The sequence below is a fragment of the Cupriavidus sp. BIS7 genome (assembly GCF_000292345.1).
GTDB lineage: Bacteria > Pseudomonadota > Gammaproteobacteria > Burkholderiales > Burkholderiaceae > Cupriavidus.
Genome location: NZ_ALOU01000082.1, coordinates 1 through 25065, shown reverse-complemented (window position 1 = coordinate 25065; position 25065 = coordinate 1). Strand labels below are relative to the sequence as shown.

Annotated in this window: 20 protein-coding genes; 7 read left to right on the top strand and 13 right to left on the bottom strand. The window is 64.8% G+C overall.

Features of this window, described 5'->3' with window-relative positions; translation table 11 throughout:
* From ligA to B552_RS29405, 4 genes are all read right to left on the bottom strand, one after another.
* Positions 1 to 1879: NAD-dependent DNA ligase LigA (gene ligA, locus B552_RS27865; RefSeq protein WP_019451694.1), on the bottom strand; the 1879-nt coding region annotated here is incomplete at its 3' end.
* 11 nt (positions 1880 to 1890) lie between these two features.
* Complete coding sequence (locus tag B552_RS0124460) at positions 1891 to 3225, bottom strand: cell division protein ZipA C-terminal FtsZ-binding domain-containing protein (protein ID WP_019451693.1); 1335 nt, start codon at positions 3223 to 3225, stop codon at positions 1891 to 1893.
* Between the two features lies 1 nt (position 3226).
* On the bottom strand, positions 3227 to 6742 hold the full coding sequence (gene smc, locus B552_RS0124455; RefSeq protein ID WP_026036014.1) for a chromosome segregation protein SMC: 3516 nt from the start codon (positions 6740 to 6742) through the stop codon (positions 3227 to 3229).
* A gap of 786 nt (positions 6743 to 7528) precedes the next feature.
* Positions 7529 to 7651, bottom strand: a complete 123-nt coding sequence (locus B552_RS29405) for a hypothetical protein (protein WP_019451691.1) — start codon at positions 7649 to 7651, stop codon at positions 7529 to 7531.
* Between the two features lie 244 nt (positions 7652 to 7895).
* Here B552_RS29405 and dapC point away from each other — a divergent pair, with 244 nt between their 5' ends.
* The 7 genes from dapC to B552_RS0124415 all read left to right on the top strand — a co-directional run bounded on the left by dapC (position 7896) and on the right by B552_RS0124415 (position 14635).
* The gene (dapC, locus tag B552_RS0124445) at positions 7896 to 9095 is read left to right on the top strand and encodes a succinyldiaminopimelate transaminase (RefSeq protein ID WP_019451690.1); all 1200 of its coding nucleotides are present in this window, start codon (positions 7896 to 7898) and stop codon (positions 9093 to 9095) included.
* Positions 9096 to 9196: 101 nt separating this feature from the next.
* Entirely contained in the window at positions 9197 to 10021 is an 825-nt protein-coding gene (gene dapD, locus B552_RS0124440; protein ID WP_019451689.1) for a 2,3,4,5-tetrahydropyridine-2,6-dicarboxylate N-succinyltransferase, read from the top strand.
* 55 nt (positions 10022 to 10076) lie between these two features.
* Complete coding sequence (locus B552_RS0124435; RefSeq protein ID WP_026036013.1) at positions 10077 to 10457, top strand: hypothetical protein; 381 nt, start codon at positions 10077 to 10079, stop codon at positions 10455 to 10457.
* A gap of 15 nt (positions 10458 to 10472) precedes the next feature.
* Entirely contained in the window at positions 10473 to 10817 is a 345-nt protein-coding gene (locus B552_RS0124430) for an arsenate reductase (protein WP_019451687.1), read from the top strand.
* A gap of 21 nt (positions 10818 to 10838) precedes the next feature.
* The gene (gene dapE / locus B552_RS0124425; protein ID WP_019451686.1) at positions 10839 to 11990 is read left to right on the top strand and encodes a succinyl-diaminopimelate desuccinylase; all 1152 of its coding nucleotides are present in this window, start codon (positions 10839 to 10841) and stop codon (positions 11988 to 11990) included.
* 5 nt (positions 11991 to 11995) lie between these two features.
* Entirely contained in the window at positions 11996 to 12889 is an 894-nt protein-coding gene (gene prmB, locus B552_RS0124420; RefSeq protein WP_019451685.1) for a 50S ribosomal protein L3 N(5)-glutamine methyltransferase, read from the top strand.
* Between the two features lie 258 nt (positions 12890 to 13147).
* Entirely contained in the window at positions 13148 to 14635 is a 1488-nt protein-coding gene (locus B552_RS0124415; RefSeq protein WP_019451684.1) for a Fic family protein, read from the top strand.
* Between the two features lie 108 nt (positions 14636 to 14743).
* Here B552_RS0124415 and B552_RS27860 read toward each other — a convergent pair whose 3' ends face one another.
* The 9 genes from B552_RS27860 to gsiC all read right to left on the bottom strand — a co-directional run bounded on the left by B552_RS27860 (position 14744) and on the right by gsiC (position 24911).
* Complete coding sequence (locus tag B552_RS27860; protein ID WP_026036012.1) at positions 14744 to 15184, bottom strand: RcnB family protein; 441 nt, start codon at positions 15182 to 15184, stop codon at positions 14744 to 14746.
* 127 nt (positions 15185 to 15311) lie between these two features.
* Complete coding sequence (locus B552_RS0124405) at positions 15312 to 16577, bottom strand: c-type cytochrome (protein WP_019451681.1); 1266 nt, start codon at positions 16575 to 16577, stop codon at positions 15312 to 15314.
* Positions 16574 to 17128 (bottom strand): (2Fe-2S)-binding protein, encoded by a 555-nt coding sequence (locus B552_RS0124400; protein ID WP_019451680.1) that lies wholly within the window; start codon positions 17126 to 17128, stop codon positions 16574 to 16576. Before B552_RS0124400 ends, B552_RS0124405 begins: the two co-directional genes overlap by 4 nt.
* Positions 17125 to 19950: a molybdopterin cofactor-binding domain-containing protein gene (locus B552_RS0124395; protein WP_019451679.1), complete on the bottom strand. Its 2826-nt coding sequence runs from the start codon at positions 19948 to 19950 to the stop codon at positions 17125 to 17127. Before B552_RS0124395 ends, B552_RS0124400 begins: the two co-directional genes overlap by 4 nt.
* A 307-nt stretch (positions 19951 to 20257) precedes the next feature.
* Complete coding sequence (locus tag B552_RS0124390; protein WP_019451678.1) at positions 20258 to 20995, bottom strand: hypothetical protein; 738 nt, start codon at positions 20993 to 20995, stop codon at positions 20258 to 20260.
* A gap of 228 nt (positions 20996 to 21223) precedes the next feature.
* Entirely contained in the window at positions 21224 to 22051 is an 828-nt protein-coding gene (locus B552_RS0124385) for a M55 family metallopeptidase (RefSeq protein WP_019451677.1), read from the bottom strand.
* Positions 22048 to 23067 (bottom strand): P1 family peptidase, encoded by a 1020-nt coding sequence (locus B552_RS0124380; RefSeq protein WP_019451676.1) that lies wholly within the window; start codon positions 23065 to 23067, stop codon positions 22048 to 22050. Before B552_RS0124380 ends, B552_RS0124385 begins: the two co-directional genes overlap by 4 nt.
* A gap of 4 nt (positions 23068 to 23071) precedes the next feature.
* Positions 23072 to 23980: a glutathione ABC transporter permease GsiD gene (gene gsiD, locus B552_RS0124375; RefSeq protein ID WP_019451675.1), complete on the bottom strand. Its 909-nt coding sequence runs from the start codon at positions 23978 to 23980 to the stop codon at positions 23072 to 23074.
* Positions 23981 to 23990: 10 nt separating this feature from the next.
* Positions 23991 to 24911, bottom strand: coding sequence for a glutathione ABC transporter permease GsiC (gene gsiC, locus B552_RS0124370; protein WP_019451674.1), 921 nt, complete (start codon positions 24909 to 24911; stop codon positions 23991 to 23993).
* Between the last annotated feature and the right edge of the window lie 154 nt (positions 24912 to 25065).

Here is a 25065-nt window from a genome sequence, read left to right as displayed (position 1 = left end):
CCTCAGGCCAGTGTACGCCCGCCGCGCGAAGCTGTTCGATGACCTCGACGTTGTGGGATTCCCCCAGGAAGTTGGCGATCGACTGGGCCACCACGGGGCCCACGTCGTTGACTTCCAGCAGGGCTGCCTCGCCTGCCACCAGGAGGTTATCGAGCTTGCCAAAGTGCCGGGCCAGATCCTTGGCGGTGGCTTCGCCCACGTGGCGGATACCAAGCGCGAAGATAAAGCGGTTCAGCGTGGTTTCGCGCGATGTCTCGATCGCCGCGATGAGGTTCGTTGCCGACTTGTCGGCCATGCGATCCAGCGCCGCCAGCTTGGCCACGCCGAGCTTGTAGAGATCGGCCGGTGTGCGCACGATGCCTTGATCGACAAGCTGGTCCACCACCTTGTCGCCAAGCCCCTCGATGTCCATCGCACGACGCTGCGCGAAATGGAGCAACGCCTGCTTGCGCTGCGCCGCGCAGATCAGCCCGCCTGTGCAGCGCGCAATGGCCTCGTCTTCGAGCTTCTCGATATGCGATCCACAGACCGGGCAGGCGGTGGGCATCACAAATGCACGCGCATCGGCCGGGCGGCGCTCAAGCACCACGGCCACCACTTCCGGAATCACGTCACCGGCCCGGCGCACGATCACGGTGTCGCCGATATGCACGTCCTTGCGCCGGATCTCGTCCTCGTTGTGCAATGTGGCGTTGGTCACCGTCACGCCGCCAACGAACACCGGCGCCAGCCGCGCAACTGGCGTGATGGCGCCCGTACGGCCCACCTGGACTTCGATGTCCTCGACCGTCGTGGTCATTTCCTGGGCGGGGAACTTGTGCGCCAGCGCAAAGCGCGGCGCGCGCGAGACGAAACCGAGCTGTTCCTGCTCGGCAATCGCATTGACCTTGTAAACCACGCCGTCGATGTCATACGGCAACTGGTCGCGGCGCTCGCCAATCTCGCGGTAGAACGACAGCAGACCCTGCGCGCCCTTGACCACACGGCGCTCGGTACACACCGGCAGGCCGAGTTCGGCGAAGCCGTCGAGCATCACGCTGTGCATGGCCGGACGATCGGCGCCCTGCAGTTCCCCAATGCCATACGCAAAGAACGACAGCGGCCGCTTCGCCGTGATGCGCGGATCGAGCTGGCGCAGGCTGCCGGCAGCCGCATTGCGCGGATTGACGAAGGTCTTCTCGCCGGCCTCGGCCTGACGCGCGTTGAGCCTGTCGAAATCGGCGCGGTACATGAACACCTCGCCGCGCACTTCCAGCACGGCCGGTGCCTTGCCGCGCAGCTTCAGCGGGATCGCCTTGATCGTACGGACATTGGCGGTGACATCCTCGCCGGTCTCGCCATCGCCGCGCGTGGCGGCCTGCACGAGCCGCCCGTCTTCATAGCGCAGCGACATCGCCAGTCCGTCAAACTTCAGCTCGCATGCGTACTCGACCGAGTTTTCGGCGGCATCGGCCGCGCTGAACAGGTCATCAGCCGGTGCGGCCGATGCGGTGCGGCCGAGGCCCTGCGCGCAGCGCCGATCGAAATTGACGACGTCCTCGTCGTCAAAGCCGTTGTTCAGCGAGAGCATCGGCAGGCGGTGGCGCACCGAATCGAATGCCGCCAACGGCGCGCCGCCAACGCGCTGCGTTGGGGAGTCTGTGGTCAACAGTTCGGGATGCTCGGCTTCCAGTGCCTGGAGTTCGCGGAACAGTGCGTCGTACTCGGCATCCGGAATGGTCGGTGCATCGAGCACGTAATACAGGTAGCTGTTGCGCTCCAGCTCGTCGCGCAGCCACTGCGCGCGTGCTGAGGGAGAGGCGTCGGCGGGTAGTTTTTCAGGCGAAACGCGGGCCGGCGCGGAGGCCGGAGCCTGCGCGCCCTGGGTCCTGGCGGTCATGGCTAGCTCCGTTACAGGCTGAACAAGCGGACGGCGACGGGCGATCCGGCGGGCATGCCACGCGCTTCCAGCTTTTCGTAGAGCTTCTCGAGCTGGGTGAAGATGGCCACGAAAGAGGCCTCGCTCAGCGGCCGCATATTGTCGTCGACCAGTTTGGCGCCCATGCGCTGCGCAAGGCTGTAGCCGTACTCGCACACCGTCTTGAACGGCTTCACCGTCTGCGGCGCCTGGGGCACGTCCAGCAGCAGCGTGATCTGGCGCCCTGCACTCACGGTCAGGTCGTCACGCAGGAAGTTCGTCTCGCCAAACTGCAGCGTGAACAGCGGCTTCTGCACGCCGTCCGCGCCCGGCTCATAGCGGATGAAGCGCGTGCCATCGCGCGACAGCACCAGTCCGTCCTGCGTGGCCACGGTCTGCACATACGCGGCGGACCACGGGGCACCGTCGGAGATCACGTTTACGCCAAGCTGCACGTCGGCGCCCGCCGCGAACGCGTCAAGCTCGCGAGCGTTGGCCACGGTCTCGGTCATGTCGGGCAGATCCGCCGATGCGTCGAGCGATTCGGCCAGCGCTTCCACGGCGTTGACGAACTCCGAGAATTCGAGCGCGTTGAGCGGACCGCTGCGATTGGCCAGTTGCACGGCCACCTGGATGTCCTCGTACTGGTGACCGGCTGTCACCGCCTCCCAGGCATTGGATTCCTCGCGCAGGCCCTCGATATGAACCTGCTTGGTGCCCGCGCGGCGCAGACGGCCCGTCAGCGGCAGGATGCGGTCGCCGGACGCCTTGCGTTCCAGATGCATCGGCACGATGCAGTCGATCAATGGGTCAATGACGGCCGGCGTGGGCTGGCCATCGAGCACGTCCGGTTCGGCGGGCTGCGGGGCCTTCTGGGCGGGCACCGTCACGGCGGCCTCCGGATGACCGTCGGTCTCCGGCACGGCTTCATCGGCCGCACTTGTAGACGCCATTGACGCTGCCGGCGCTGCCGCCACCGCGACTTCATCAGCCACAGCCTCATCGGCGTCCGCCGAACTGGCGGCCGCGCGGGCCGCTGCGGCCACGGTGGCCACGTCCTTCTCTTCGTCGTGGTCCAGACCGGCCGCGGACGCGCCAAGCGTCGGCTCGCGGCGCGTGACATGTTCAGGCGCCGGGGTCTCCTTGAGCTTGGCAGCCGTTTCCGGATGGGTGGTCTTGCCGACAACCGGCTCGCGCATCGGCGGCAGGTCATCCTCGGGCATCAGGGGCCGCACGCGGCGCGCCTTGTGGATCTGCCAGCGGTTATAAGCCACCAGCAGCAGGAGCAATACGATGCCGGCGATGATCAGTGCGTTCTGCAGTTCCATCTTAAGCGGCCTCCGCCATAGATACGGCTGCATCCATGTCCACCGCCACGATACGCGAGACGCCTTGCTCCTGCATCGTCACGCCAATCAGCTGGTGGGCCATCTCCATCGCAATCTTGTTGTGGGAAATGAATACGAACTGCGTCTTGTCCGACATGCGCGCCACCATGTTGGCGTAGCGCTCGGTGTTGGCGTCGTCCAGCGGCGCGTCCACCTCGTCCAGCAAGCAGAACGGTGCCGGGTTGAGCTGGAACATCGCAAACACCAGTGCAATCGCGGTCAGCGCCTTCTCGCCACCGGACAACAGGTGAATGGTCGAGTTCTTCTTGCCCGGCGGCTGCGCCATCACCTGCACGCCGGCATCGAGAATTTCCTCGCCCGTCATGATCAGGCGTGCCTGGCCGCCACCGAACAGCGACGGGAACAGCTCGCCGAAATGGTGATTGACCTGGTCGAACGTGCCTTGCAGCAGCGCGCGGGTTTCCTGGTCGATCTTGGCAATCGCGTCCTCGAGCGTGTTGATCGCATCGGTCAGGTCGGCCGATTGCGCGTCGAGGAACGTCTTGCGCTCGCGTGCGGCGGCGAGTTCGTCGAGCGCCGCCATGTTGACGGGGCCCAGCGCGTTGATGGCATTGTTCAGGCGCGTGACTTCGCCCTGCAGATAGGACGGTTTCAGGTCGCCGGTCAGCTTTTCAGCCAGCGCGGCTTCATCGACCTCGGCCGTGGCCAGTTGCTCGGTGAACTGCTCCTGGTTCAGGCGGGCGGCCTGCTCCTTGAGCTGGCATTCGGTGATGCGGTCGCGCAGCGGCTGCAGGCTGCGTTCGGCGGCCAGCCGCTGTTCGTCGAACTGGCGTAACTGGGCCGATAGCGCATCGAGTTCGATGCGCGCGGCGGACAGCTTCTGCTCTTTCTCGGCGCGAACTTCCAGCGCTTCCTGCAGGCCGGTGTTGGCGGTCTGCTCGTTGATCGTCTCCAGCTCGGCGCGCGCATTCTCGAGCGATTCGGCAATCCGCTCGCTCTGGTCTGCCGCCATCTGGATATTGCGGCGCAGCTCGTCGATACGGCCCGAGAGATTGCGCTCGGCAAACACCGCTTCCTGCGAGCCACGCTCGAGATCGCGCAACTGCTGGCGGGCCGCGGTCAGCTTCGCGTCCATCGCGTCGAACGCAATCTGCTGGTCTTCGTGCGATGCCTGCAGTTCGGCCAGCTGCGTATCGTGCTGCTCGAACGCGGCTTCGGATTCCGCGCGGATCGCACGCTGCTCGTCGATCTGCGCGTCGATTTCAGACAGTTCCTCGCGAATCTGGTTGCTACGCGCCGAGAAACGCTCCATCGCCTGGGACAGCTTCAGCACATCCATCTGCAGCGCATGCACGCGGCGCGTGGCCTGCTCCGCCCGCGCGCGCGCTTCGATCAGCTGCGTGCTGGCGTGCGTGTACGCGGTCTCGGCGCGCACCGATTGCGATCTGGCTTCATCGGACAACAGCATCTGCGCGCGCGACTGCTTCTGCAGGTTTTCGATCTCCTGCTCGCGTGCCAACATGCCGGCCTGCTCGGAATCGGCTGCATAGATCTGGATCGCGTTGCGGCCGACGAGGTGGCCCTCGGCGACCACGAACTGCGCGCCTTCGGGCAGCGTGCCGCGTGCGGCCAGCGCCTGCTCCATGTTCGAGGCCGTGTAGACGTCAGCCAGCCAGTCCTGCATCACGGCGCGAATACCCGGCTCGGTGATCTGCACGAGCGACATCAGCGGGCTCAGGCCAGCCGGTGCATCGACCGGGCGCGCGGCGGCCGGCGGCGCGTAGAACGCCAGCTTGGCCGGGGGCGCATCGGACAGGAATGCCTTGACCCAGTCGAGGTTCGACACCTCCAGCGCCGCAAGCTTCTCGCGCAGCACCGATTCCAGCGCGTTTTCCCAGCCCTGTTCGATATGCACCTTCTTCCAGAGGCGCGGCAGTTCTGCCAGCCCATGGCGCTCAAGCCACGGTTGCACCTTGCCATCGGTCTGGACGTTTTCCTGCAACTGGCGCAGCGCGGCCAGACGTGCGTCCAGCGATGCGATCGCGGCGGCCTCGCGCTGCACGCGCTCCTGCGCGGCGCGGCGTTCCGCATCAAGGCGCGGCACCGCTTCTTCAGCATCCATCAGCGTGGCCTGCGCTTCTTCCAGCGTAGCCTCCTGTTCGGTCAGGTCCATGCGCAATTCTTCCAGGCGCACTTCGTCCGGGCGATCCAGTCCCTTTTCCTCGCCCTGCAGGCGTTCCTTGCGCTGCTCGAACTGCTGCAGCATCTGGTTGGCGTTGCGCTGCTGCGCGGCCTCCAGCTTCAACGCCTGCTCGGCCTGCATGATGCCGCCGCGCTGCTCGTTCAGTGTCTGCTGGGCGTCGCGCCATTGCGCTTCCAGCGTCGGCAGTTCATCGCTGCGCTGCGCAACGGTTTCCTGCGCCTCGATCGTGCGCGCCTCGGCCAGCGCCAGGTCTTCCTCGGCCTGGGCGATGTCCTCGTTGGCCTGGTCGGCCTTCCCCTGCCATTGCTCGCGCTGGGTGCTCAGCGCGGCGATCTGGGCCTGCAGGCGATTGCGCGATTCGACGACATAGCGGATCTCGGCTTCGAGCTTGCTGACTTCGGAATTGGCCTCGTAGAGCGCGCCCTGGGCCGCATGCATGCCATCCGATGCCGCATAGTGCGCGGCACGCATCGTTTCCAGTTCGGCTTCGACGTGGCGCAGTTGCGCGGTCTGGGCTTCCAGATCGATCTGCGCCTGGTCGATGGCCCTCGCGTGGCGCTCCTGCTCGGCCTGGGCCTCGCGCTTGCGCAGCAGCCACAGCAGGTGCTGCTTTTCCTCGCCTTCGGCCTGCAGATGCTTGAAACGCTGCGCCACTTCGGCCTGGCCCTCGAGCTTGTCGAGGTTGTTGCCGAGTTCGCGCAGGATGTCTTCCACGCGTGTCAGGTTTTCGCGCGTGTCGCCCAGGCGGTTTTCGGTCTCGCGGCGGCGTTCCTTGTACTTGGACACACCGGCGGCCTCTTCCAGGAAGATCCGCATGTCGTCGGGCTTTGCCTCGATGATCCGCGAGATCATGCCCTGCCCGATGATGGCGTAGGCGCGGGGCCCCAGGCCGGTACCGAGGAAGATGTCCTGGATGTCCTTGCGGCGTACCGGCTGGTTATTGATGTAGTAGGAAGACGTGCCGTCGCGCGTCAGCACGCGCTTGACGGCCACTTCGGCGTATTGGCTCCACTGCCCGGCGGCCCGGCCTTCGGCGTTGTCGAACACCAGTTCGACGCTGGCGCGGCCGGCCGGCTTGCGGGCCGTGGAACCGTTGAAGATCACGTCCTGCATCGATTCGCCACGCAACTCCGAAGCACGTGACTCACCGAGCACCCAGCGTACCGCGTCGATGATGTTGGATTTGCCGCAGCCGTTTGGACCTACGATGCCGACCAGTTGGCCGGGCACTTGAAAATTGGTGGGATCGACGAAGGACTTGAAGCCCGCCAGCTTGATCGAGGACAGTCGCACGGTTGTCGTGTGGTTTGGGCGATACGCAATTGGAAAAGCCGGGCCATACCGGAGCCCGCCGCCCAAGCGTGACGCCTGCGCCGCATCCTGCCCCCGGTGCCCGATAGATTGGCGCTAATCATACCATCGCCAATATCTCGTCCGGCCGCTTTATGTGCGCTTGCGCGGGCCTTGAAGCGCCGGGTTTCTGGCCCGGAAAAGCCTTGTATTTCCGTCAGTTGCCAGGCTTGCTGCAAGCATTTTCTAGGTACCCGGCGTTGTTTGGCGAATACGCCCGGCAGACCGGACGTGGCCGGTTCGCCAGGAAACTTCTCAGGGTTAGTGCTAGGCTCGAAGTATGCCGGCGTGATCCCGGAGCCCCCTCCGGACAAGCGCCGTCCGAGCCGCCCTCCGCGCCCCTCGCGCGCATGCCGTGGCGAGCCTGAAGCCACCCAGGCCATTCGACTACGTACAGTGCCCGCCCAAACATACTTGACGCATCAGATATTTGCCCAAGAAAAAAGGCGCATATAGCGCCCTCTCTTTGCCTAAATGCAGCGGCGGCACGCCTACCGCACCGAGTCCCGGTTTACAGCGCCCGCCTGCATGGCGTCCACCAGGCGCCCCTTTGCTACCGAATACGGTTCAAGGCAAGAGAAACAAGCGGCTGCCCCGGCCACGCTCCAGCGAATTGCCCTGAGAATGCTCGGCAATAGTTGGGCAACAATGTAGGCAAGAAACGTCCCGCCGATAAGGCGTCCAATAAAAATCACGTCAGTTACTCCAGTTGATCGCACAGTTGGACGGTCAAGCTGCGCTTGCCATTGCGGTCCGTGCGTAGTCGACACCTTGCGCATGTGCAGTGCCGCCAATGGCAGCAAAGGCGACAAACAGCAGCAGAGAGAAGATTCCTGATTTGATGATCGACATGATGCGTACTCCGGTTAGCCTGCAAGGATAGGCAACCGTATCGGCATGCGTTTTGCCGTCAGGGACAAACGCTTTACGCCTTGGGACGTTAGGGGATGCCCTGATGGGCTGCGGTCTGTGTGCCACCATGCACCTCTGCCCTGTACCTCCGGTGCCTCTTGGACCGCCCGCAAGCCCTTGTTCTACCGTAGGATGAGGCGGCCGCGATATACTGCTGCGTTTCAACCGCCCCGCCGCTGCCACCGTGAATCCGCGCCTCGACCTGCTCCAGACCTATCCCTTCGAGAAACTGCGTGTGCTGGTGGCCGACGTGAAACCTGCCGACAAGCCGGCGATCAGTTTTGGCATCGGCGAGCCCAAGCACCCGACCCCGGCCTTCATCAAGGAGGCCATGACGGCGTCGCTGGCGGGCCTGGCCAATTACCCGACCACGGCTGGCAGCGAGGCGCTGCGCCAGGGCATTGCAAGCTGGCTCGAACGCCGCTACAACCTGCCCAAGGTAGACGCCGCCACCGAGGTGCTGCCCGTCACCGGCTCGCGCGAGGCACTGTTCGCGTTTGCCCAGACCGTGGTCGACAGCAGCAAGCCCAACCCGCTGGTGCTGTGCCCGAACCCGTTCTATCAGATCTATGAAGGCGCCGCGCTGCTGGCCGGCGCGCGGCCGGTGTTCGCCAACAGCGATCCGGCACGCAACTTCGCGCCGGCGTTCGACCAGATTGGCGACGATGTCTGGCAGCACGTGCAACTGCTGTACGTCTGCTCGCCCGGCAATCCGACCGGTGCCGTGCTGTCGCTGGAAGACTGGAAGCAGCTGTTCGAACTGTCCGACCGCCATGGATTCGTGATTGCCTCGGACGAGTGCTACTCCGAGATCTATTTCGACGAAGCCACGCCGCCGCTGGGTGCGCTGGAAGCGGCCCACAAGCTTGGCCGCGGGCTGGAACGGCTGGTGATGTTCTCGAGCCTGTCCAAGCGCTCGAACGTGCCGGGCCTGCGCTCGGGCTTCGTCGCGGGCGACCCCGCGATCCTGAAGAAATTCCTGCTATACCGTACCTACCACGGCGCCGCGATGAACCCGGCCGTGCAAGCCGCCAGTGCGGCTGCCTGGGCCGATGAGACGCACGTGCGCGAGAACCGCGCCGCCTATGTGCGCAAGTTCGCCGAGGTCACGCCGATGCTGGCCGAGGTGCTCGACGTGGCGCTGCCCGATGCGGCGTTCTACCTGTGGGCCGATGTGTCGCGCACGGGCCTGTCGGATACCGAGTTCGCCGTGCGCCTGCTGGCCGAGCAAAACGTGGCCGTGCTGCCGGGCAGCTACCTGGCGCGCGACGCCCATGGCGTGAACCCGGGCGCAAACCGGGTGCGCATGGCCCTGGTGGCCACGCCCGACGAATGCCTTGAAGGCGCTCGCCGGATCGTCGAATTCTGCAAGTCGCTGGGCTGACCGGCGCGAACGCTTCACCCTGAATCACCGAACACCCCGATGCCGGGACCGCATTGCCCGGCATCGCTCCCCTTACACCATTCACCATTGAGTACAGAACCATGACGCAAGCACTGCAAGCCCTGATCGACCAGGCCTGGGAAGACCGCACCAGCCTGTCGCCGAAGTCCGCGCCGAACGACATCCGCGAAGCCGTGGCCAACGTGATCTCGCAACTGGACGCCGGCTCGCTGCGCGTGGCCGAGAAGCAAGGCAAGGACTGGATCGTCAACCAGTGGATCAAGAAGGCCGTGCTGCTGTCGTTCCGCCTGGAAGACAACGCGCCGATGAGCGCCGGCGGCTTCGCCCAGTTCTACGACAAGGTGCCGACCAAGTTCGCCAACTGGAGCCAGGACGATTTCGCAAAGGCCGGCTTCCGCGTGGTGCCGCCGGCCGTGGCCCGCCGTGGTTCGTTCATCGCGAAGAACGCCGTGCTGATGCCGTCGTACGTGAACATCGGCGCCTATGTCGATGAAGGCACGATGGTCGACACGTGGGCCACCGTCGGTTCGTGCGCCCAGATCGGCAAAAACGTGCACCTGTCGGGCGGCGTCGGCATCGGCGGCGTGCTCGAGCCGCTGCAGGCCAACCCGGTCATCATCGAGGACAACTGCTTTATCGGCGCCCGCTCGGAGGTCGTGGAAGGCGTGATCGTCGAGGAAAACTCGGTCATCTCGATGGGCGTGTACCTGGGCCAGTCGACCAAGATCTACGACCGCGAAACGGGCGAGATCCACTACGGCCGCGTGCCGGCCGGCTCGGTGGTGGTTGCCGGCAACCTGCCGTCGAAGGATGGCAAGTACAGCCTGTACTGCGCCGTGATCGTCAAGAAGGTGGACGCGCAAACTCGCGCCAAGACCAGCCTGAACGACCTGCTGCGCGACTGATCGCGCACTGATCGCACCGCCGCCGGGCCCGCCCCGGCGGCGCGAAACACCGCCGATGCCATCCCTCCGCAAGCGACTCATGGCCCTCGACCCCGCCACCGTCAGCACCGTCCTCTCCCTTCTGCCCACCATCCTCGAACAGGCCAACAAGACCATCGAGAAGCTCAAGAAAGGCAAGAAGAAGGACGACGCGCACCCTGACTCCGCGGAAGCGCGCGACCCTGCGGCGCGCATTGCGGAACTGGAAGCCGCCGCCGTGCAGCAGGCCGAAGCGGTCAAGCTGCTGGCCGAGCAGCACGCGATCACGATCGAGGCGCTGCGCCGCGAAGCCGCGCGCCTGGACCGCCGACTGCGCCTGATGACCGCCGTGGCCATGGCAGGCGTGGCGCTGGGACTGGGCGGACTCGTCATCGCGCTCAACCTGCTGTTCCGCTGAACCCAACCAGATACCATGACCATCCTCTACGGCATCCCCAACTGCGACACCGTCAAGCGTGCCCGTACGTGGCTGGAATCGAACGGCGTCGACTACACGTTCCACGATTTCAAGAAGCAAGGCGTCGACGAGAAGATGTTGCGCGCCTGGCTCAAGCACGTGCCGCTGACCACGCTGCTGAACAAGAAAGGCACCACGTACCGCGCGCTGTCCGATGCGGACAAGACGCGCGCCGAAACGGAAGCCGGCGCCATTGCGCTGATGCAGGTCAGCCCTTCGCTGATCAAGCGCCCTGTGCTGGACCGCGACGGCAATGTCAGCGTGGGATTTTCCGCTGACAGCTACGCCGCGCAGTTCTAACGATTTTTTGTACCCTGCCCCATGAATCCGACCCTTGCCCTGACCGAAGACCTGATCCGCCGCCGTTCGGTCACCCCTGCCGACGAAGGCTGCCAGGCCGTGCTGGAGGCCCGCCTCAAGGCGCTTGGCTTTGCCTGCGAGAACATCGTCAGCGGACCTGACGATTTCCGCGTCACCAACCTGTGGGCGGTCAAACGCGGCACGCAGGGCACGGCAGGCAAGCTGCTGGCCTTCGCCGGCCATACCGATGTGGTGCCTACCGGCCCGCTCGACCAATGGTCGTCGGACCCGTTCGAGCCGACCCATCGCGACGGCAAGCTCTACGGCCGTGGCGCCGCCGACATGAAGACGTCGATCGCCGGCTTCGTGGTGGCCGTGGAGGAATTCGTGGCGAAGCACCCCGAGCACAACGGTTCGATCGCGTTCCTGATCACCAGCGATGAAGAAGGCCCGGCGCACGACGGCACCGTGAAGGTCATCGAAGCGCTCAAGGCGCGCGGCGAGCGCCTCGACTATTGCGTGGTGGGCGAACCGACTTCGGTCGATACGCTTGGCGACATGGTCAAGAACGGCCGCCGCGGCTCGCTGTCGGGCAAGCTCACCGTCAAGGGCGTGCAAGGCCATATCGCCTATCCGCACCTGGCACGCAACCCGATCCACCTTGCCGCGCCGGCACTGACCGCGCTGGTGGGCGAGGTCTGGGACCAGGGCAACGAGTACTTCCCGCCCACCACCTGGCAGATGTCGAACATCCACGCCGGTACCGGTGCGACCAACGTGATTCCGGGCCACGTGACGATCGATTTCAACTTCCGCTTCTCGACGGCAAGCACGCCGGAGGGCCTGAAATCGCGCGTGCATGCCATCCTCGACCAGCACGGGCTTGACTACACGCTCGACTGGACGCTCGGCGGCGAGCCGTTCCTGACGCCGCGCGGCGATCTGTCCGAGGCGCTTGCCGCGGCGATCTCCGCAGAAATGGGGGTCACGACGGAACTGTCGACCACGGGCGGCACGTCCGACGGCCGGTTTATCGCGAAGATCTGCCCGCAGGTCATCGAGTTCGGGCCGCCGAATGCCAGCATCCACAAGATCGACGAGCACGTGGAAGTCCGCTTTATCGAACCACTCAAGAACGTTTACCGCGGCGTGCTGGAACGCCTGATTGCCTGATCGCCATGGCCACCAATTCCCCTCTCAAGACCGTCCGCGACCTGCTTCGCCTGGCCGTTTCCCGCTTTACCGCTGCAAAGCTCTCGTTCGGCCACGGCAGCGCCAATGCCTATGACGAAGCCGCCTACCTGGTGCTGCACACGCTGAACCTGCCGCTGGATACGCTCGACCCGTTCCTTGACGCCCGTCTGCTGCCCGAGGAAGTCGATGCCGTGCTCAAGGTCATCGAGCGCCGCGCGACCGAACGTGTGCCAGCTGCCTACATCACGCACGAAGCGTATATGCACGGCCTGCGCTTCTATGTGGATTCGCGCGTGATCGTGCCGCGAAGCTTTATCGGCGAATTGCTGCAGGAAGGGCTGGAGCCCTGGCTTGGCGAAACCGAACAGATCGGCCCGGTGCTGGAACTGTGCACGGGCTCCGGCTGCCTGCCTATCCTGGCCGCGCACGTCTGGCCGAACGCGCAGATCGATGCGGTAGACATCTCCCCGGACGCACTGGCCGTGGCACGCCGCAATGTGGCCGACTACAAGTTCGAGAATCGCATCTCGCTCTTTGAAGGCGATCTCTACGCGCCACTGCCGCCAAACGCCACGTACGACGTGATCCTGACAAATCCGCCGTACGTGAACGAAAACTCGATGCGCGAACTGCCTCCCGAGTACCTGGCCGAACCGCGCATTGCGCTGGCCGGTGGGGACGATGGCATGGATGTCGTGCGCAGGATCATTGCCGGCGCGAAGAAGCGCCTGAATCCGGGCGGCGTGCTGGTGGTCGAGATCGGCAATGAGCACGACAACGTCGAGGCAGCCTTCCCGGACCTGGACATCGTCTGGCTATCGGTCAGCGCCGGCGACGAGCAGGTGTTCCTGGTCACGTACGACGCCTTGCCGGGTTAAGGCAACCGCAGCAATCGCAAGTCTCCGCCTCGTCACATCTCCCTAAGATTTTGTGTGGTGTTTCGAGGCGAAATATAAGAAAAGTTCGCGCAGCGCGAATTTGGTGTGCAGAATGGCAGTTCCAAAGCGCATGACCGTGCCTTTTCATGCACTCCCTAATAAAAAGTAGACGAAAGCAGCAAGAAATATAAAAATTCTTCGCTTAGCTAAAAAAAGGTTGCGCCCCTAACGTCACTTTCAGGGGGCGCCGTGCAAAACATGCGTCTGGTTGGATACGCCCGGCTGCGCGAACGGCTGGATCTCCTCGCTGTCCCGGTCACTCGTGAAGCACGCGCGGGTGCAACTACCCGCATCCTGGAAACGGCGGATGCCGTGCTGTTTCCACGCAAGGTGGCGCCGGCCGAGGATGCCTCGGACCTGACCCACCTGCTGTTTGCGCTCAAGCACGAGGGCATCAACCTTGCAATCCTGGCCGGCGCGCTGCCCCGCATCGCCCAGGCCGACCTCCAACACGAACTCGACACGCACCCCACCAGCCGCTACATCCGCGTAGCCGCCCTGCTCTGGGAGCATTTCACCGGCGGCACGCTGACGCCACGGCTATCGGACAAGGTGCCCTACGTCAACCTGTTCGATCCCGGGCGCTACTACACGGCGGAACCGGGCCAGCTATATCCGCGCTGGCGCGTGCGCTTCAACGGCCTCGGCACGCTCGACCAGTGCGTGACCGTGCTCCGCATCGAATCGATCCAGTCGATCCTGGACATGGACGTTTTCGCGCGCATGGACGAATTCATCGCCACGGTCGGCAAGGACATCCTGGACCGCGCGCTCAACTGGGCCTATCTCAGCGAAACCGAGAGCTCGTTCGAGATCGAACGCGAACGCCCCACGCAGGACAAGGCAGAACGTTTCGTCCAGTTGTTGCGCCACGCGCACGAGCGCAGGCCACTGGACGAGAACTACCTGACGGAACTGCAAAACGACATCATCGCGAATCCGCTCGACCAGGCCATGCAGTACCGGATCGAGCAGAACTGGCTGCGCCGCGGCGGCCATGGCGCGGCATCGGTCACCTACGTGCCGCCCCGACCCGACGACGTGCCGGCGCTCATGCAGGAGCTCGAAGCGTTTGCCAATAACCCGCCCCGCAACCTCGATCCCCTGATCGCGGCCAGCATCGTCTCGTTCTGGTTCGTCTTCATCCATCCGTTCATGGATGGCAACGGCCGCCTGTCCCGTTTCCTGATCCACCACGCGCTATGCCGTTCCGGCAAGATGGCGCAGGGCTTCCTGCTGCCGGTCTCCGTGGCGATCAAGCGTCACGAGTCGGACTATCTGGCGGCGCTGGAAAGTTTCTCGAAACCGGTGCGCGCCTTGTGGCGCGTGTGGGCCCTGGGCGAGCACAAATTTGACTGCCGGACCGAAGCGGGCTCCACGCCCTATCGCTACTGGGATGCCACACCATGCGTCGAATTCGGCGTGCGCATGGTCAAGGAGGCGCTTGAACACGACCTGCAGGCCGAAACACAGTTCCTGCAGGGCTACGACGAAGTGGTCAGGCGTGTCGAAGCGGAGTTCGACATCCGCAACCACGACCTTGCCACGCTCGTATCAAGCTGTTTCCGCGAGAAAGGGCGCGTGTCAAACCGCTGGCGGAAGCAACTCGGGGCGCGCGTGCAACCCGAAGCATTCGATGCCATCGAGGCGGCAGTGAAGGACGTGTTCTTTCCCGATGCCGTTTGATTCCTGACCAGGACCCGCCTTCCCCGCCGAGCACAAAAAAACGCCGTGATTTCTCACGGCGCATCTCAAATCTCGACGACTGACAAGCAAACGGCCTATCAGGGCCTATCAGCCTCCCGGCCCCACCGAGTACACCGTCCCGTTGGACGAGACCTGATAGTAGTCGGCACCAATGCCTACCCAGTGATAGCCCTTCTTCGGCGCTGGGAGGTTGTATTCCTTGTACTTGTCGATCACATACTGGCGGTCACGGAACTCGGTCGGCAGCTTGTCGCCCTTATTCCACTTTTGTGGCGTGTAGGGCGACGCGGCACCCATCGGCATCGAACCCGATGACGATGGCGATGACGACATCGCTCCAGAGGACTCAGAAGACCCGGAGGACTTCATCGAACCAGAATGCTTGTGCTTCGTGCCCTGCTTGGGCATCTGGTCCTGTTTCGGCATCTGGTCCTGCGTTGGCATCTGTTCCTGCTGAGCAAGAGCAAATGGCGCAGCCAGCAAGCCGGCGGCCGCCAGGGCGACGGGTATTAGCATCTTCGTTTTCATCGTGATCTCCTCACAGATGGAACTCAGAACTGCTCCAGAGTCGGGCAATCCCCATGAAGCTTAGTTGCTATTACGGAGAAAACAGTAGTTTTGCCGCACTTGCGGTGCGGCAAACGCCACTCCTTGCCTAATGACCCTGTGGCCCGCGCAGCGCCTTGACCCCGTCAGGCGTTACGTCGGCCGGCTGGCCGCCGTAGCTGGCACGCAGGTAGTTGGCCAGCGCGGCCAGTTCCGCGTCGCTCATGCGGGAGGCAAAGCCGGGCATTTCCTGCATGCTTTCCAGCCCCGGGAAGTCCTGGCGCTCGATGCCATCGAGCATCGAGACGATCAGGTTGCGCGGATCGGCGTTGCGCACGGTCGAGTTGCCGAGCATGGCCACGGCGACGTGCGGCTTGCCCTCGCCTTCGCGGCCATGACACCCCGCGCATACCGCCAGATAGTGCTGGCGGCCCGTGGACATCGCGCCCGCATCGGCGTTGACGGGTTTTACCGGCTGCGGCACCGGCGGCTTGTCGCCAAGCAGGTACGTGGCCATCGCACCAACATCGGCCTGGTTCAGATAGCGGCTGCTCAGATGCACCACCGGGAACATCTCGCCATATGCCGAACCTTGCGGCGCAATGCCTTTGGTGAAGAACGTCTGCAGGTCAGCCGCGGTCCAGCCGCGCGCCGCCAGGCCGGCCGGCGAGATATCGGGGGCACCGATGCGCGCCAGGGTCGAACCCGCCAGCGGCTTGCCGCCATCCATCTGGCCGAACTTTCCGCGCGGCGTGTGGCACTCGGCGCAGTGGCCGAGCGCATTGCTCAGGTAGCGGCCGCGTATCCATGCCGGCGACTCGCCCTTCGAGGCATCGGGCAGCACGTCCTTGCGGAACAGCAAGTTCCAGCCAGCCAGCGCCTGCCGCACGTTGTACGGGAAGCTCAGGTCCGGTTCGCGATTCGGCGCGGCTACAGGCTTGAGCTGCATCAGGTACGCGTACATCGCATCGGTATCCGTGCGCGACAGGCCACGGTACGACGTGTACGGCATTGCCGGATACAGCCGCTTGTCGGGCGTCACGCCGTCATGGAGCGCCTTGTAGAAATCGTCGGCGCTCCATTTGCCGATGCCGTGATCCTTGTCCGGCGTGATGTTGGTGCCGTAGAACTTGCCGAACGGCGAAGCCAGTTCCACACCGCCGGCAAACGGCGCGCCATTCGGTGCGGTATGACAGGCGGCACAGTCTGCCGCACGCACGAGGTAGCGGCCACGTTCGATCTGCTGGGCCGGGGTCAGCTTGGTGGCCGGCGCCAGATCGGCAGCCTGCGGCACGTCCGACGTGCCCGACCCGCAGCCGGCCAGCAGCAGCGCCGCGCCAGCAGCCAGCGCGGAAATCCATCGGATTTTCATCATTGCGCGCCCTTCCCCTTCACAAGGCCCGGCGTGCTGCTGACCACGTCCTTGATTGCCTCGTAGTAGCGTACATAGCCGGTGCAGCGGCAGATATGCTCGTCCATGGCCGCCGTGATGGTCTCGTCGACCTTGTCCGCCGCCACCGGTTGGCGCTTGAGCTTTTCGACGAGTACGGTCGCGCCGTTCACGAACCCCGGCGTGCAGTAGCCGCACTGGAAGCTGAAGTGCTTGAGGAAGGCCTGCTGCACGGGCGTCATCTCGACGATTTCGCCCTTCTCGTTGCGCTTGCCGTGGCCTTCCACGGTGCGGATGCGCTTGCCCTGGAAGAAGTGCGCGCCCGTGATGCACGTGCGGATGGTTTCGCTGCTGCCGTCCGGATGGTCCAGGATGGCCACGCAGGCATGGCATATGCCCTGGCCACAGCCCAGCCGCGAGCCGGTCAGGTTCACGTATTCGTGGAGGAAGTCGATCATCATCAGCCCTACGGGCACGTCGATCGGACCGACGTCCTTGCCGTTGATGTTCATTGACAGTGCTTGCGTGGCGATCATGCCAGTACCTCCTGAATCTTTTCGGCCGTAACCGGCAAATCGGTGAAGCGATGCCCGATGGCGTGGGCAAGTCCGTTGACGATGGCGCCGACCACCGGAATCATCACCACCTCGGCAATGCCCTTCGGCGGATCGGTTTCGGAAATGGGCGGCAGGACGGAGCCGGTCTGCGTCCACACGGCCACGTCGCTGGCGCGCGGCAGGTGGTAACGGTTGAAGTTCCATGTGCCGTTGCCGGGGCCGTCCTCATAGAGCGGCAGGAATTCGTGCAGCGCATGGCCGATGCCCATCGCGGTGCCGCCCTGCAGTTGCCCGGACACCAGGTCGGGCGAAATCTGCGTACCGCATTCCATGATCGAGTGGTGCGCAAGCAGGCTGACCTTGCCGCTGGCCTCGTGCACCGACAGCTCGACCAGCGTGCCAACCGCGCTGTAGTACGTCACGGCCGCGTTGTTGCGCTGGACCGGGGCGATGTAGACCTTCCGGCGATCGAGCACGTCGTAGCCATTGGTCGTGCGCTTGCCATTGGCCTCGCCGGCACCCATGCGCACAGAAAGACCGTCCACCGGCAGCCGCACGGCCTGGCCATTGACGACGAAATCCGCTTCGGTCCATTGCCAGCGGTTGAACACGTGCACCGTGGCGCCAGTAACCAGGCCCAGTTCGTGGGCCTTCTTGACGAGTTGTTCGTACGGCAGCGCCTGCAGGCCGCCTGCGGTGAGCTTGCCGTCCACCCAGCGCGCATCCTCGACGCGCACCACCAGCGAAGTCGCCTGTCCGCCGCCGATGCCCTGGCCCCAGATCGCCATCGCCGCCGGCCACAGGCCGTGCATGAACACCACGCGCGCCGCTTCGCGCGTGCTGTGCGTGAAGTAGTAGGCGGAGTTCGTTGCGCTGGCGGGCGACGCATAGCCTGGCGACCAGCGCGGGTTCTGCGACAGCCTGTCCTGGTCGGCCTGACTCATCAGGTACGGATCGCCGCTGGTGACCACCGGCAGATCGGGCCATTCGGTGATCGACGTCTGCACCTGGGTAGCCGCGCGGCTGAGCCAGCGCGCCACGGCCGTGGCCTGCGACGTCGACATGCCGGTGCCAATCTCGGCGCCTGAGTGATGCAGCGAAATGCGGCCTTCGGGATCGATCTCGACGCGCGCGAACGACGTTTCCGCACCCGTGCCGAAGTCCTTCTGCACACACGCAAAGCCAACGCCGTAGCGGTGGCCCGGATGGGCCGCCTCATACTCGGCCTTCTTCTTCGCGCGGTTGGTCCACAGCGGATGCTTGCGCGCGGCCTCCAGCACTTCGTCCACGCGGATCGCGCCGGCCGGAATCGCGCCCTGTGTGTTCTTCATGCCCGAGCGCAGCGCGTTCTTCAGCCGGAATTCGATCGGGTCGAGTTTGAGCTGTTCGGCGAACTCGTCGATCATCATCTCCGTCGCCGCCATGCTCTGCAGCGTGCCGTAGCCACGCGCGGAACCGGCATCGATCGCGCGGGAGGCAATTGCCACCGTGGCCAGGTCGTTCTTCGGGAAGTAATAGATCGACTGCGCCGCCGTGGCGCCCACCATGGCCACCGACGGGGAGAAGTTCATGCGGCCACCGCCATTGGCTTCGAAATCGCCCTGGAACGACTGCAGCAGCCCGGTTTCCTTGTCCACGGCGATGCGGTAGTGCATCTTGAACGCATGGCGCTTGATTGCAGTCTGGAACTGCTCGTAGCGGTCGTTTGCCAGCCGCACGGGCTTGCTGCCCGCGTAGAGCGCCGTCACCAGACCGTAGAACGGGAAGTTGTAGTGGTCCTTCGATCCGTAGCCGACCGTGTAGGTGGGATGCAGCACCACCTGCTTGACCGGGAACGCGCCCTTGCAGCCCGCCAGCAGCTCGGCGGCGGACTCGCCCACTTCGTAAGGCGACTGCGTCGGCACCACCATGTGCAGCGTCTGGTTGTCGCTGTCGTACCAGCAGTTTGCGTTATCGGGCTCCAGTGCGGCCGTGTCGATCGACTGCGTGTTGTATTCGCGATCGAGCACCAGCCAGTTGGCCGGCGGGCTGGCCAGTTCGTCGCGGATCGTCTTCGCGTGGGCCATGCCCTGCTCGCCCACCTGGCCATGGTCCTTGCCATCGGGCCAAACCGGTTGATGCTTGCGCATCGAACTCGGGAACACCGGCGCAAACTTCAGGCTCGAGAACACGTCATCATCGAACGGCGTGGCGCCACCCACCCGCACAAAGCGGAACGTGCCCCACGGATCGCGTTCGAGCGCGCCGGTCTGCGCGCCGTAGCGCACCACTTCGTCGCGGAACTTGAGCTTGTCCTTCGCGAAGCGGAACCGCGCGAAGTCGTGATAGATCAGGATGGCCACCGCATGCCCCAGATAGGCCGGGGTCTTTCCCGCCGGAAGGAGCATGTCGTCGCCGTAGAACTTCGGGAAGACCACGCCATCACGTGCGAGGTCTGCCGCCGTCACCACCACGTCGGGCTTGAGGTCGTCACCAAGCAGGCTCAGGTCGATGCCTTCGAAGGTACGGTCCGCACGGGTGGCGCGAACGATGAACGCGTGCGATTGCTGTGCGGGCCAGTGCGGCATGTCGCGCGAGCGGATATCGCGGGCGAAAACCTTTTCGCCATTGACCTTGGCGACACCGTCAATGCGAAAGCGCGGCGCACCGCTGGCAGGATCGGTTTGCACCGGCGTCAGGTGCTTGTCCTCGAACAATGCGGCCAGGGCCGCCTTGTCAGCGAGGGGCACGATGCAAACCGATACCCCCGCCACAACGCCCGTCTTCAGGAACGTACGGCGCGATGGATTGAAACTGGGCATGGGAGATTCTCTCGAGGAGTACGACGGGCGAATGCTGCCAGCCGGTCCTGTCGACCGGCGCGGATCACGGACCACGCGGGAGCTGCCGGCGCGCGATTGTCTGCGGCGGCTGAGGAATGGGGGCTGGGCAACGACGCCTGTTTCTTGTGCTGTGCTGTCATGGCGCGCCGCAACCGGACGATGCGGCACGCCGGCGAGATTGTCGGGCAAGCCGCCCCCCACCTCAACCCGGCGCGGCCGATAGTCACTATCAGCAGTTCCGAATATTCCCTGAAAGGTAGTCGATAGCCAGCCCGATTACGAGTGGCTAGAACAGTTCAGCAGGGCCACCTTCCGACGGCCAGGCCGAGCGGAACGCATGTGGATGCATGACGATGCCGGCGGCCTCGATTTGTGCGGCGGACAGCACAAGATGCCTGGCGAGCCAGTCATGCAGGCTGCGCAGGAAACGTATGCGGTCCACGCGGTTCGCTGCGGCGATCAGCCATTCGAGCTTGACGTGGGCCGTGTAGACGTCGAGCAGGTTGATGCTCTTGAGCTTGGGCGGCGTGGCATGGCTGCGCTCGATCGCCAGCACGCGCTGCACTTGCGCCGATGACAGCGTGCCGCCGGCGGCGATCTGCCGGTACAGGTCGTCGAGTGCGGGAAAGCGGACGGTTGGCTGCACGCGCGGCACTGCGGCAACCTTCTCCATGCGCAGCACCACATAGCGCGTGGCGGCATTGCGGCGCTCCAGCTCCAGCTCGGCCGCGGTGGGCTTGCGGCGCGGCGGCGCCGGCAAATCCGCCTCGATACGCTTGAGCGCGTCGCGCTCGGTGTAGTCGGGAACCTGCTCCAGTGAATCAGGCACCACAAGAATTGCCCGTGCGCATTCCAGGCCGAATGGATATTCGTGGCCATCCGGACCGCGCAGGATGTAGGCGTGCCCCTCCGGGAAGCCGTGGTGACGGCCGCCCTTCGCGCTGCGCGCGTGGCAGCGTGCGGTGGCCGGATCGACAAAGTCCTTGCGAACGGGGGTCCAGCTCCCGTGCATGGTTGGGGTCATTGGTTGTTGCGGGTGGGGAAACGGACGGTATTGTCCCACTGTTTCAGGCTTGCTTCTCCGGCACGCGCCTTACTTGCTCCCCTCTCCCGCTCGGCGGGAGAGGGGTTGGGGGAGAGGGCCAGTGGTTCGTGCGAAGTGATATCGCAGTTTGCACCGCAGCGCCCTCTCCCCCGGCCCCTCTCCCATGTCATGGGAGAGGGGAGCAAACCATCAGCATCCGAAGCAGCGTCACTTCAGCATGAACGACATCGCGGAGCAGCAGTTCAGCATCCTGACGGCGGCCTGCACCGAAGGGGCCGTGAACGACAGCGTCACGCCGTCGATGCGTTCGAAGTCAGGCCATTGGCAGAACAGGTCGGCGTGCGCCGTCGTCATCGTCTGCAGGCGGCACGTCACCGGACCGCGCAGTTCGAAGCAGCGCGCTTCGGGCCGCGCAATCGCGCTACGCGTTACGGCTGCCGCAGCCTCCGCAATAGCTTCGCGCGCTGCCGCCGGGGAAAGCGTAGTGCCGCTGCCCTGCCCCCCCGCCGTCTTGGTCTGGACGTAGCGCACCCAGGGCATCAGCGGCTGTGTTTCGGCAATGAATACGTCGTCGCCGCTGGCCAGCAGCACCGGCACATCGAACTCACCGGCCAGCGCCGCGTAGATGCCGGCCTCTCCAAGTTCCAGCCCGTTCAGCCAGACACGCGCGAACGCGCCACTGTTGATCGTATGGGCCAGCACGCCACGGCCTTGTGCACGGCTGTGGTAGCCGATCATGAACACACCGTCGCAATCCTGCTCGACACCGGCCACCATGCTCAGGTAACGCGGCTTGCCAAGCACGAGTTGCGCACGCGGGTCTATCTGGTCGGGCAGCAGGTTGCGGAAGCCGCCGTGCGAATCGTTGACGAGCACCTCTGTGGCGCCGCCGGCGAACGCGCCCTGCACGGCGGCATTGGCCTCGGCCGTCATCCACGCGCGGGCACGCTCGTATTCACCATTGCCGGGACGCGTCTGCTCGGCGTGAAATACGCCCGCCACGCCTTCGATGTCGGTGGAAATCAGGATCTTCATGCAGTCAGCTCTTGCAACAGTTCACGCAGTGCGCGGCGCGTGTGGCCATCGCGGCCATGGACGGTCTCCGCGTACCAGAGTGCATGCACGATGGCCTGTTCCACGCTATCCGCCGCCGCGCGGAACAGCGGGTCCAGCCTGGACTCATGCATCATGGAAACAGCCGGCATCGGCACATCGGTCAGGTGCGGCACGGTATAGGCCGTGGAGAATGCCAGCGCGATATCACCAGAACCATGGCCGAACACGGAACCCGTTCGCGCAAGCCCGGCACCGGCCCGCAGCGACAGGCGCCTGAGTTGGCGCGCATCGAGCGGCGCATCGGTGGCCACGATCATGATGATCGACCCTTTTTCCGGCGCAACGGCCTGTGCCAGCCGCCCGGCCAGCACCTCACCGAGCGATTGGCCGGCATAGATCAACGATTCCGGCGTACCGAAGTTCGAGAGCACCAGCGCACCGACGGTGTAGTCGCCCCCGATGCGCGACGCCGTGCCGATGCCGCCCTTGACGCCAAACGACGACATCCCACGCCCCGCCCCGACCGCGCCCTGTTCAACGTCCTCGCTGGCGACGGCCAGCGCGTGGTCATAGTGCAGCGGCTGCACGGCCATCGCCTGGATATCGTTCAGATAGCCGTCATTGCACTCGAACACGAGCGGATTGACGGTTGGCCAGGCGCGGCCGATCTCGGGATTGGCGGCAATGGCCGCGCGGATCTGCGCCTGGGCCAGCGCGCCGACCGAGAATGTATTCGTCAGTGCGATCGGCGTTTCCATCACGCCAAGCTCGTCAACCTGCACCAGGCCGATGCTCTTGCCGAAGCCGTTCAGCACGGTGGCCGCGGCGGGCACCTTGTCGACATAGACATTGCCCGCGTGCGGGCGGATCACCGTCACGCCGGTCTGGCAGGCGCCATCGGCCAGCGTGCAATGGCCGACCGTCACGCCGGCCACATCGGTGATTGCGTTGCGCGGGCCGGCCGGCAGCGTGCCGACGACGGGAGCGTTCGTCATTACTTCAGCGGCGATCGATCTTCGGATCGAGCGCGTCGCGCAGGCCGTCACCGAGCAGGTTGAACGCCAGCACGGTCAGGAAGATCGCCAGGCTCGGGAAGAGCGCCACGTGGGGGGCGGTCACCATGTCGGCGCGGGCCTCGTTGAGCATCGCGCCCCACTCGGGCGTGGGCGGCTGGGCGCCGAGCCCGAGGAACGACAGGCCGGCGGCCGTGATGATCGACGTACCGATCCGCATCGAGAAGTACACCACGATCGACGACACGGTGCCAGGCAGGATATGGCGCATCAGGATGGTCCAGTCGGACGCGCCGATACTGCGTGCGGCTTCCACGTAGGTCAGGCGCTTGAGCATCAGCGTATTGCCGCGCACGAGCCGCGCGAAGGCCGGAATGCTGAAGATCGCCACGGCGAAGATCACGTTGACCATGCCGTTGCCGAGAATGGCCACGATCGCAATCGCCAGCAGGATGCCCGGGAACGCGAACAGCACGTCGCAGATACGCGTGACGATGCGGTCCCACCAGCCTTCATAGTAGCCGGCCAGCAGGCCCAGCATTGTGCCGATGATGGCGCCGATGATCACCGAGAAGAAGCCCGCGGCCAGCGAAATGCGCGTGCCGGCCAGGATGCGGCTGAAGATATCGCGCCCGAGCGAGTCAACGCCCATCCAGTGCGCGACGGACGGCCCCGCGTTGAGCGCGTCATAGTCAAAGAAGTTCTCGGGGTCGTACGGCACGATATGCGGCGCCAGGATCGCGATCACCACGAGCAACAGCACGAACGCACCGGCGGCCAGCGCCAGATGCTGCTTGCGGAACTTGCGCCAGAACTCGCTCCAGGGCGTGCGGACTGCCTCGGGAACGTTGGTGGGTGCGGCCTCGGGCGCGGCGGGTGCGGAAAGATCAGACATGCCGGCCTCCTTATTTGTAGCGAATGGCGGGGTTGATCACGGTGTACAGGATGTCCACCACCAGGTTGATCAGGATGAATTCGAGCGAGAACAGCAGCACCTCGGCCTGGATGACCGGGTAGTCGCGCATCTCCACGGCATCGACCAGCAGGCGGCCCAGGCCGGGCCAGTTGAACACCTTTTCGACGAGGATCGAGCCGCCCAGCAGGAAGCCGAACTGCAGGCCCATCATCGTCACCACGGGAATCATCGCGTTGCGCAGCGTGTGCTTGGCCACCACCACGGTCTCGCGCACGCCCTTGGCGCGGGCGGTGCGAACGAAATCTTCCTGCAGCACTTCGATGAACGACGCCCGCGTAAACCGCGCCATCACGGCGGCCACGGCGGCGCCGAGCGTCAGCGACGGCAGGATGTAGTGCTTCCAGCTATCGGCACCAATGGACGGCAGCCAGCCAAGCTGCACCGAGAACACCTCCATCAGCAGCATGCCCAGCGCGAACGCGGGGAACGAGATGCCCGACACGGCCAGCGTCATGCCCAGGCGGTCCGGCCATTTGTTGCGCCACACGGCCGAGCAGATGCCGATGGTCATGCCGAAGACCACGGCCCAGACCATCGAGGCGATCGTCAGGTAGAGCGTGGGCAGGAAGCGCTCGCCGATCTCGTCGGAAACGGGGCGCTTGGTGCGCAGCGACATGCCGAACTCACCCTGCAGCGCATTGGTGAAGAAATGCACGAACTGCTCGTGCATCGGGCGATCGAGCCCCAGGTCCTTGCGCACAAGCTCCACGGTGGCCTGATCCGCTTCCGGGCCCGCGGCCAGCCGCGCCGGATCGCCGGGCAGCAGATGGACGAACAGGAACACCAGCACCATCACGATCAGCATGGTGGGGATGACGCCCAGGAATCGTTTGAGGAAGTAATTCAGCATCTGGCACCAGAAAATTAGGGACCGCAGGCCACCCGTCCTCAACCCCGCGTATCGGGCGAGCGGCCATACGGCTTACTGCATACGGCTTTTTATTGGAACTGCTTTACCGCGACTTGCTTACCACTCTTACTGCTCCCCTCTCCCGCGCGCGGGA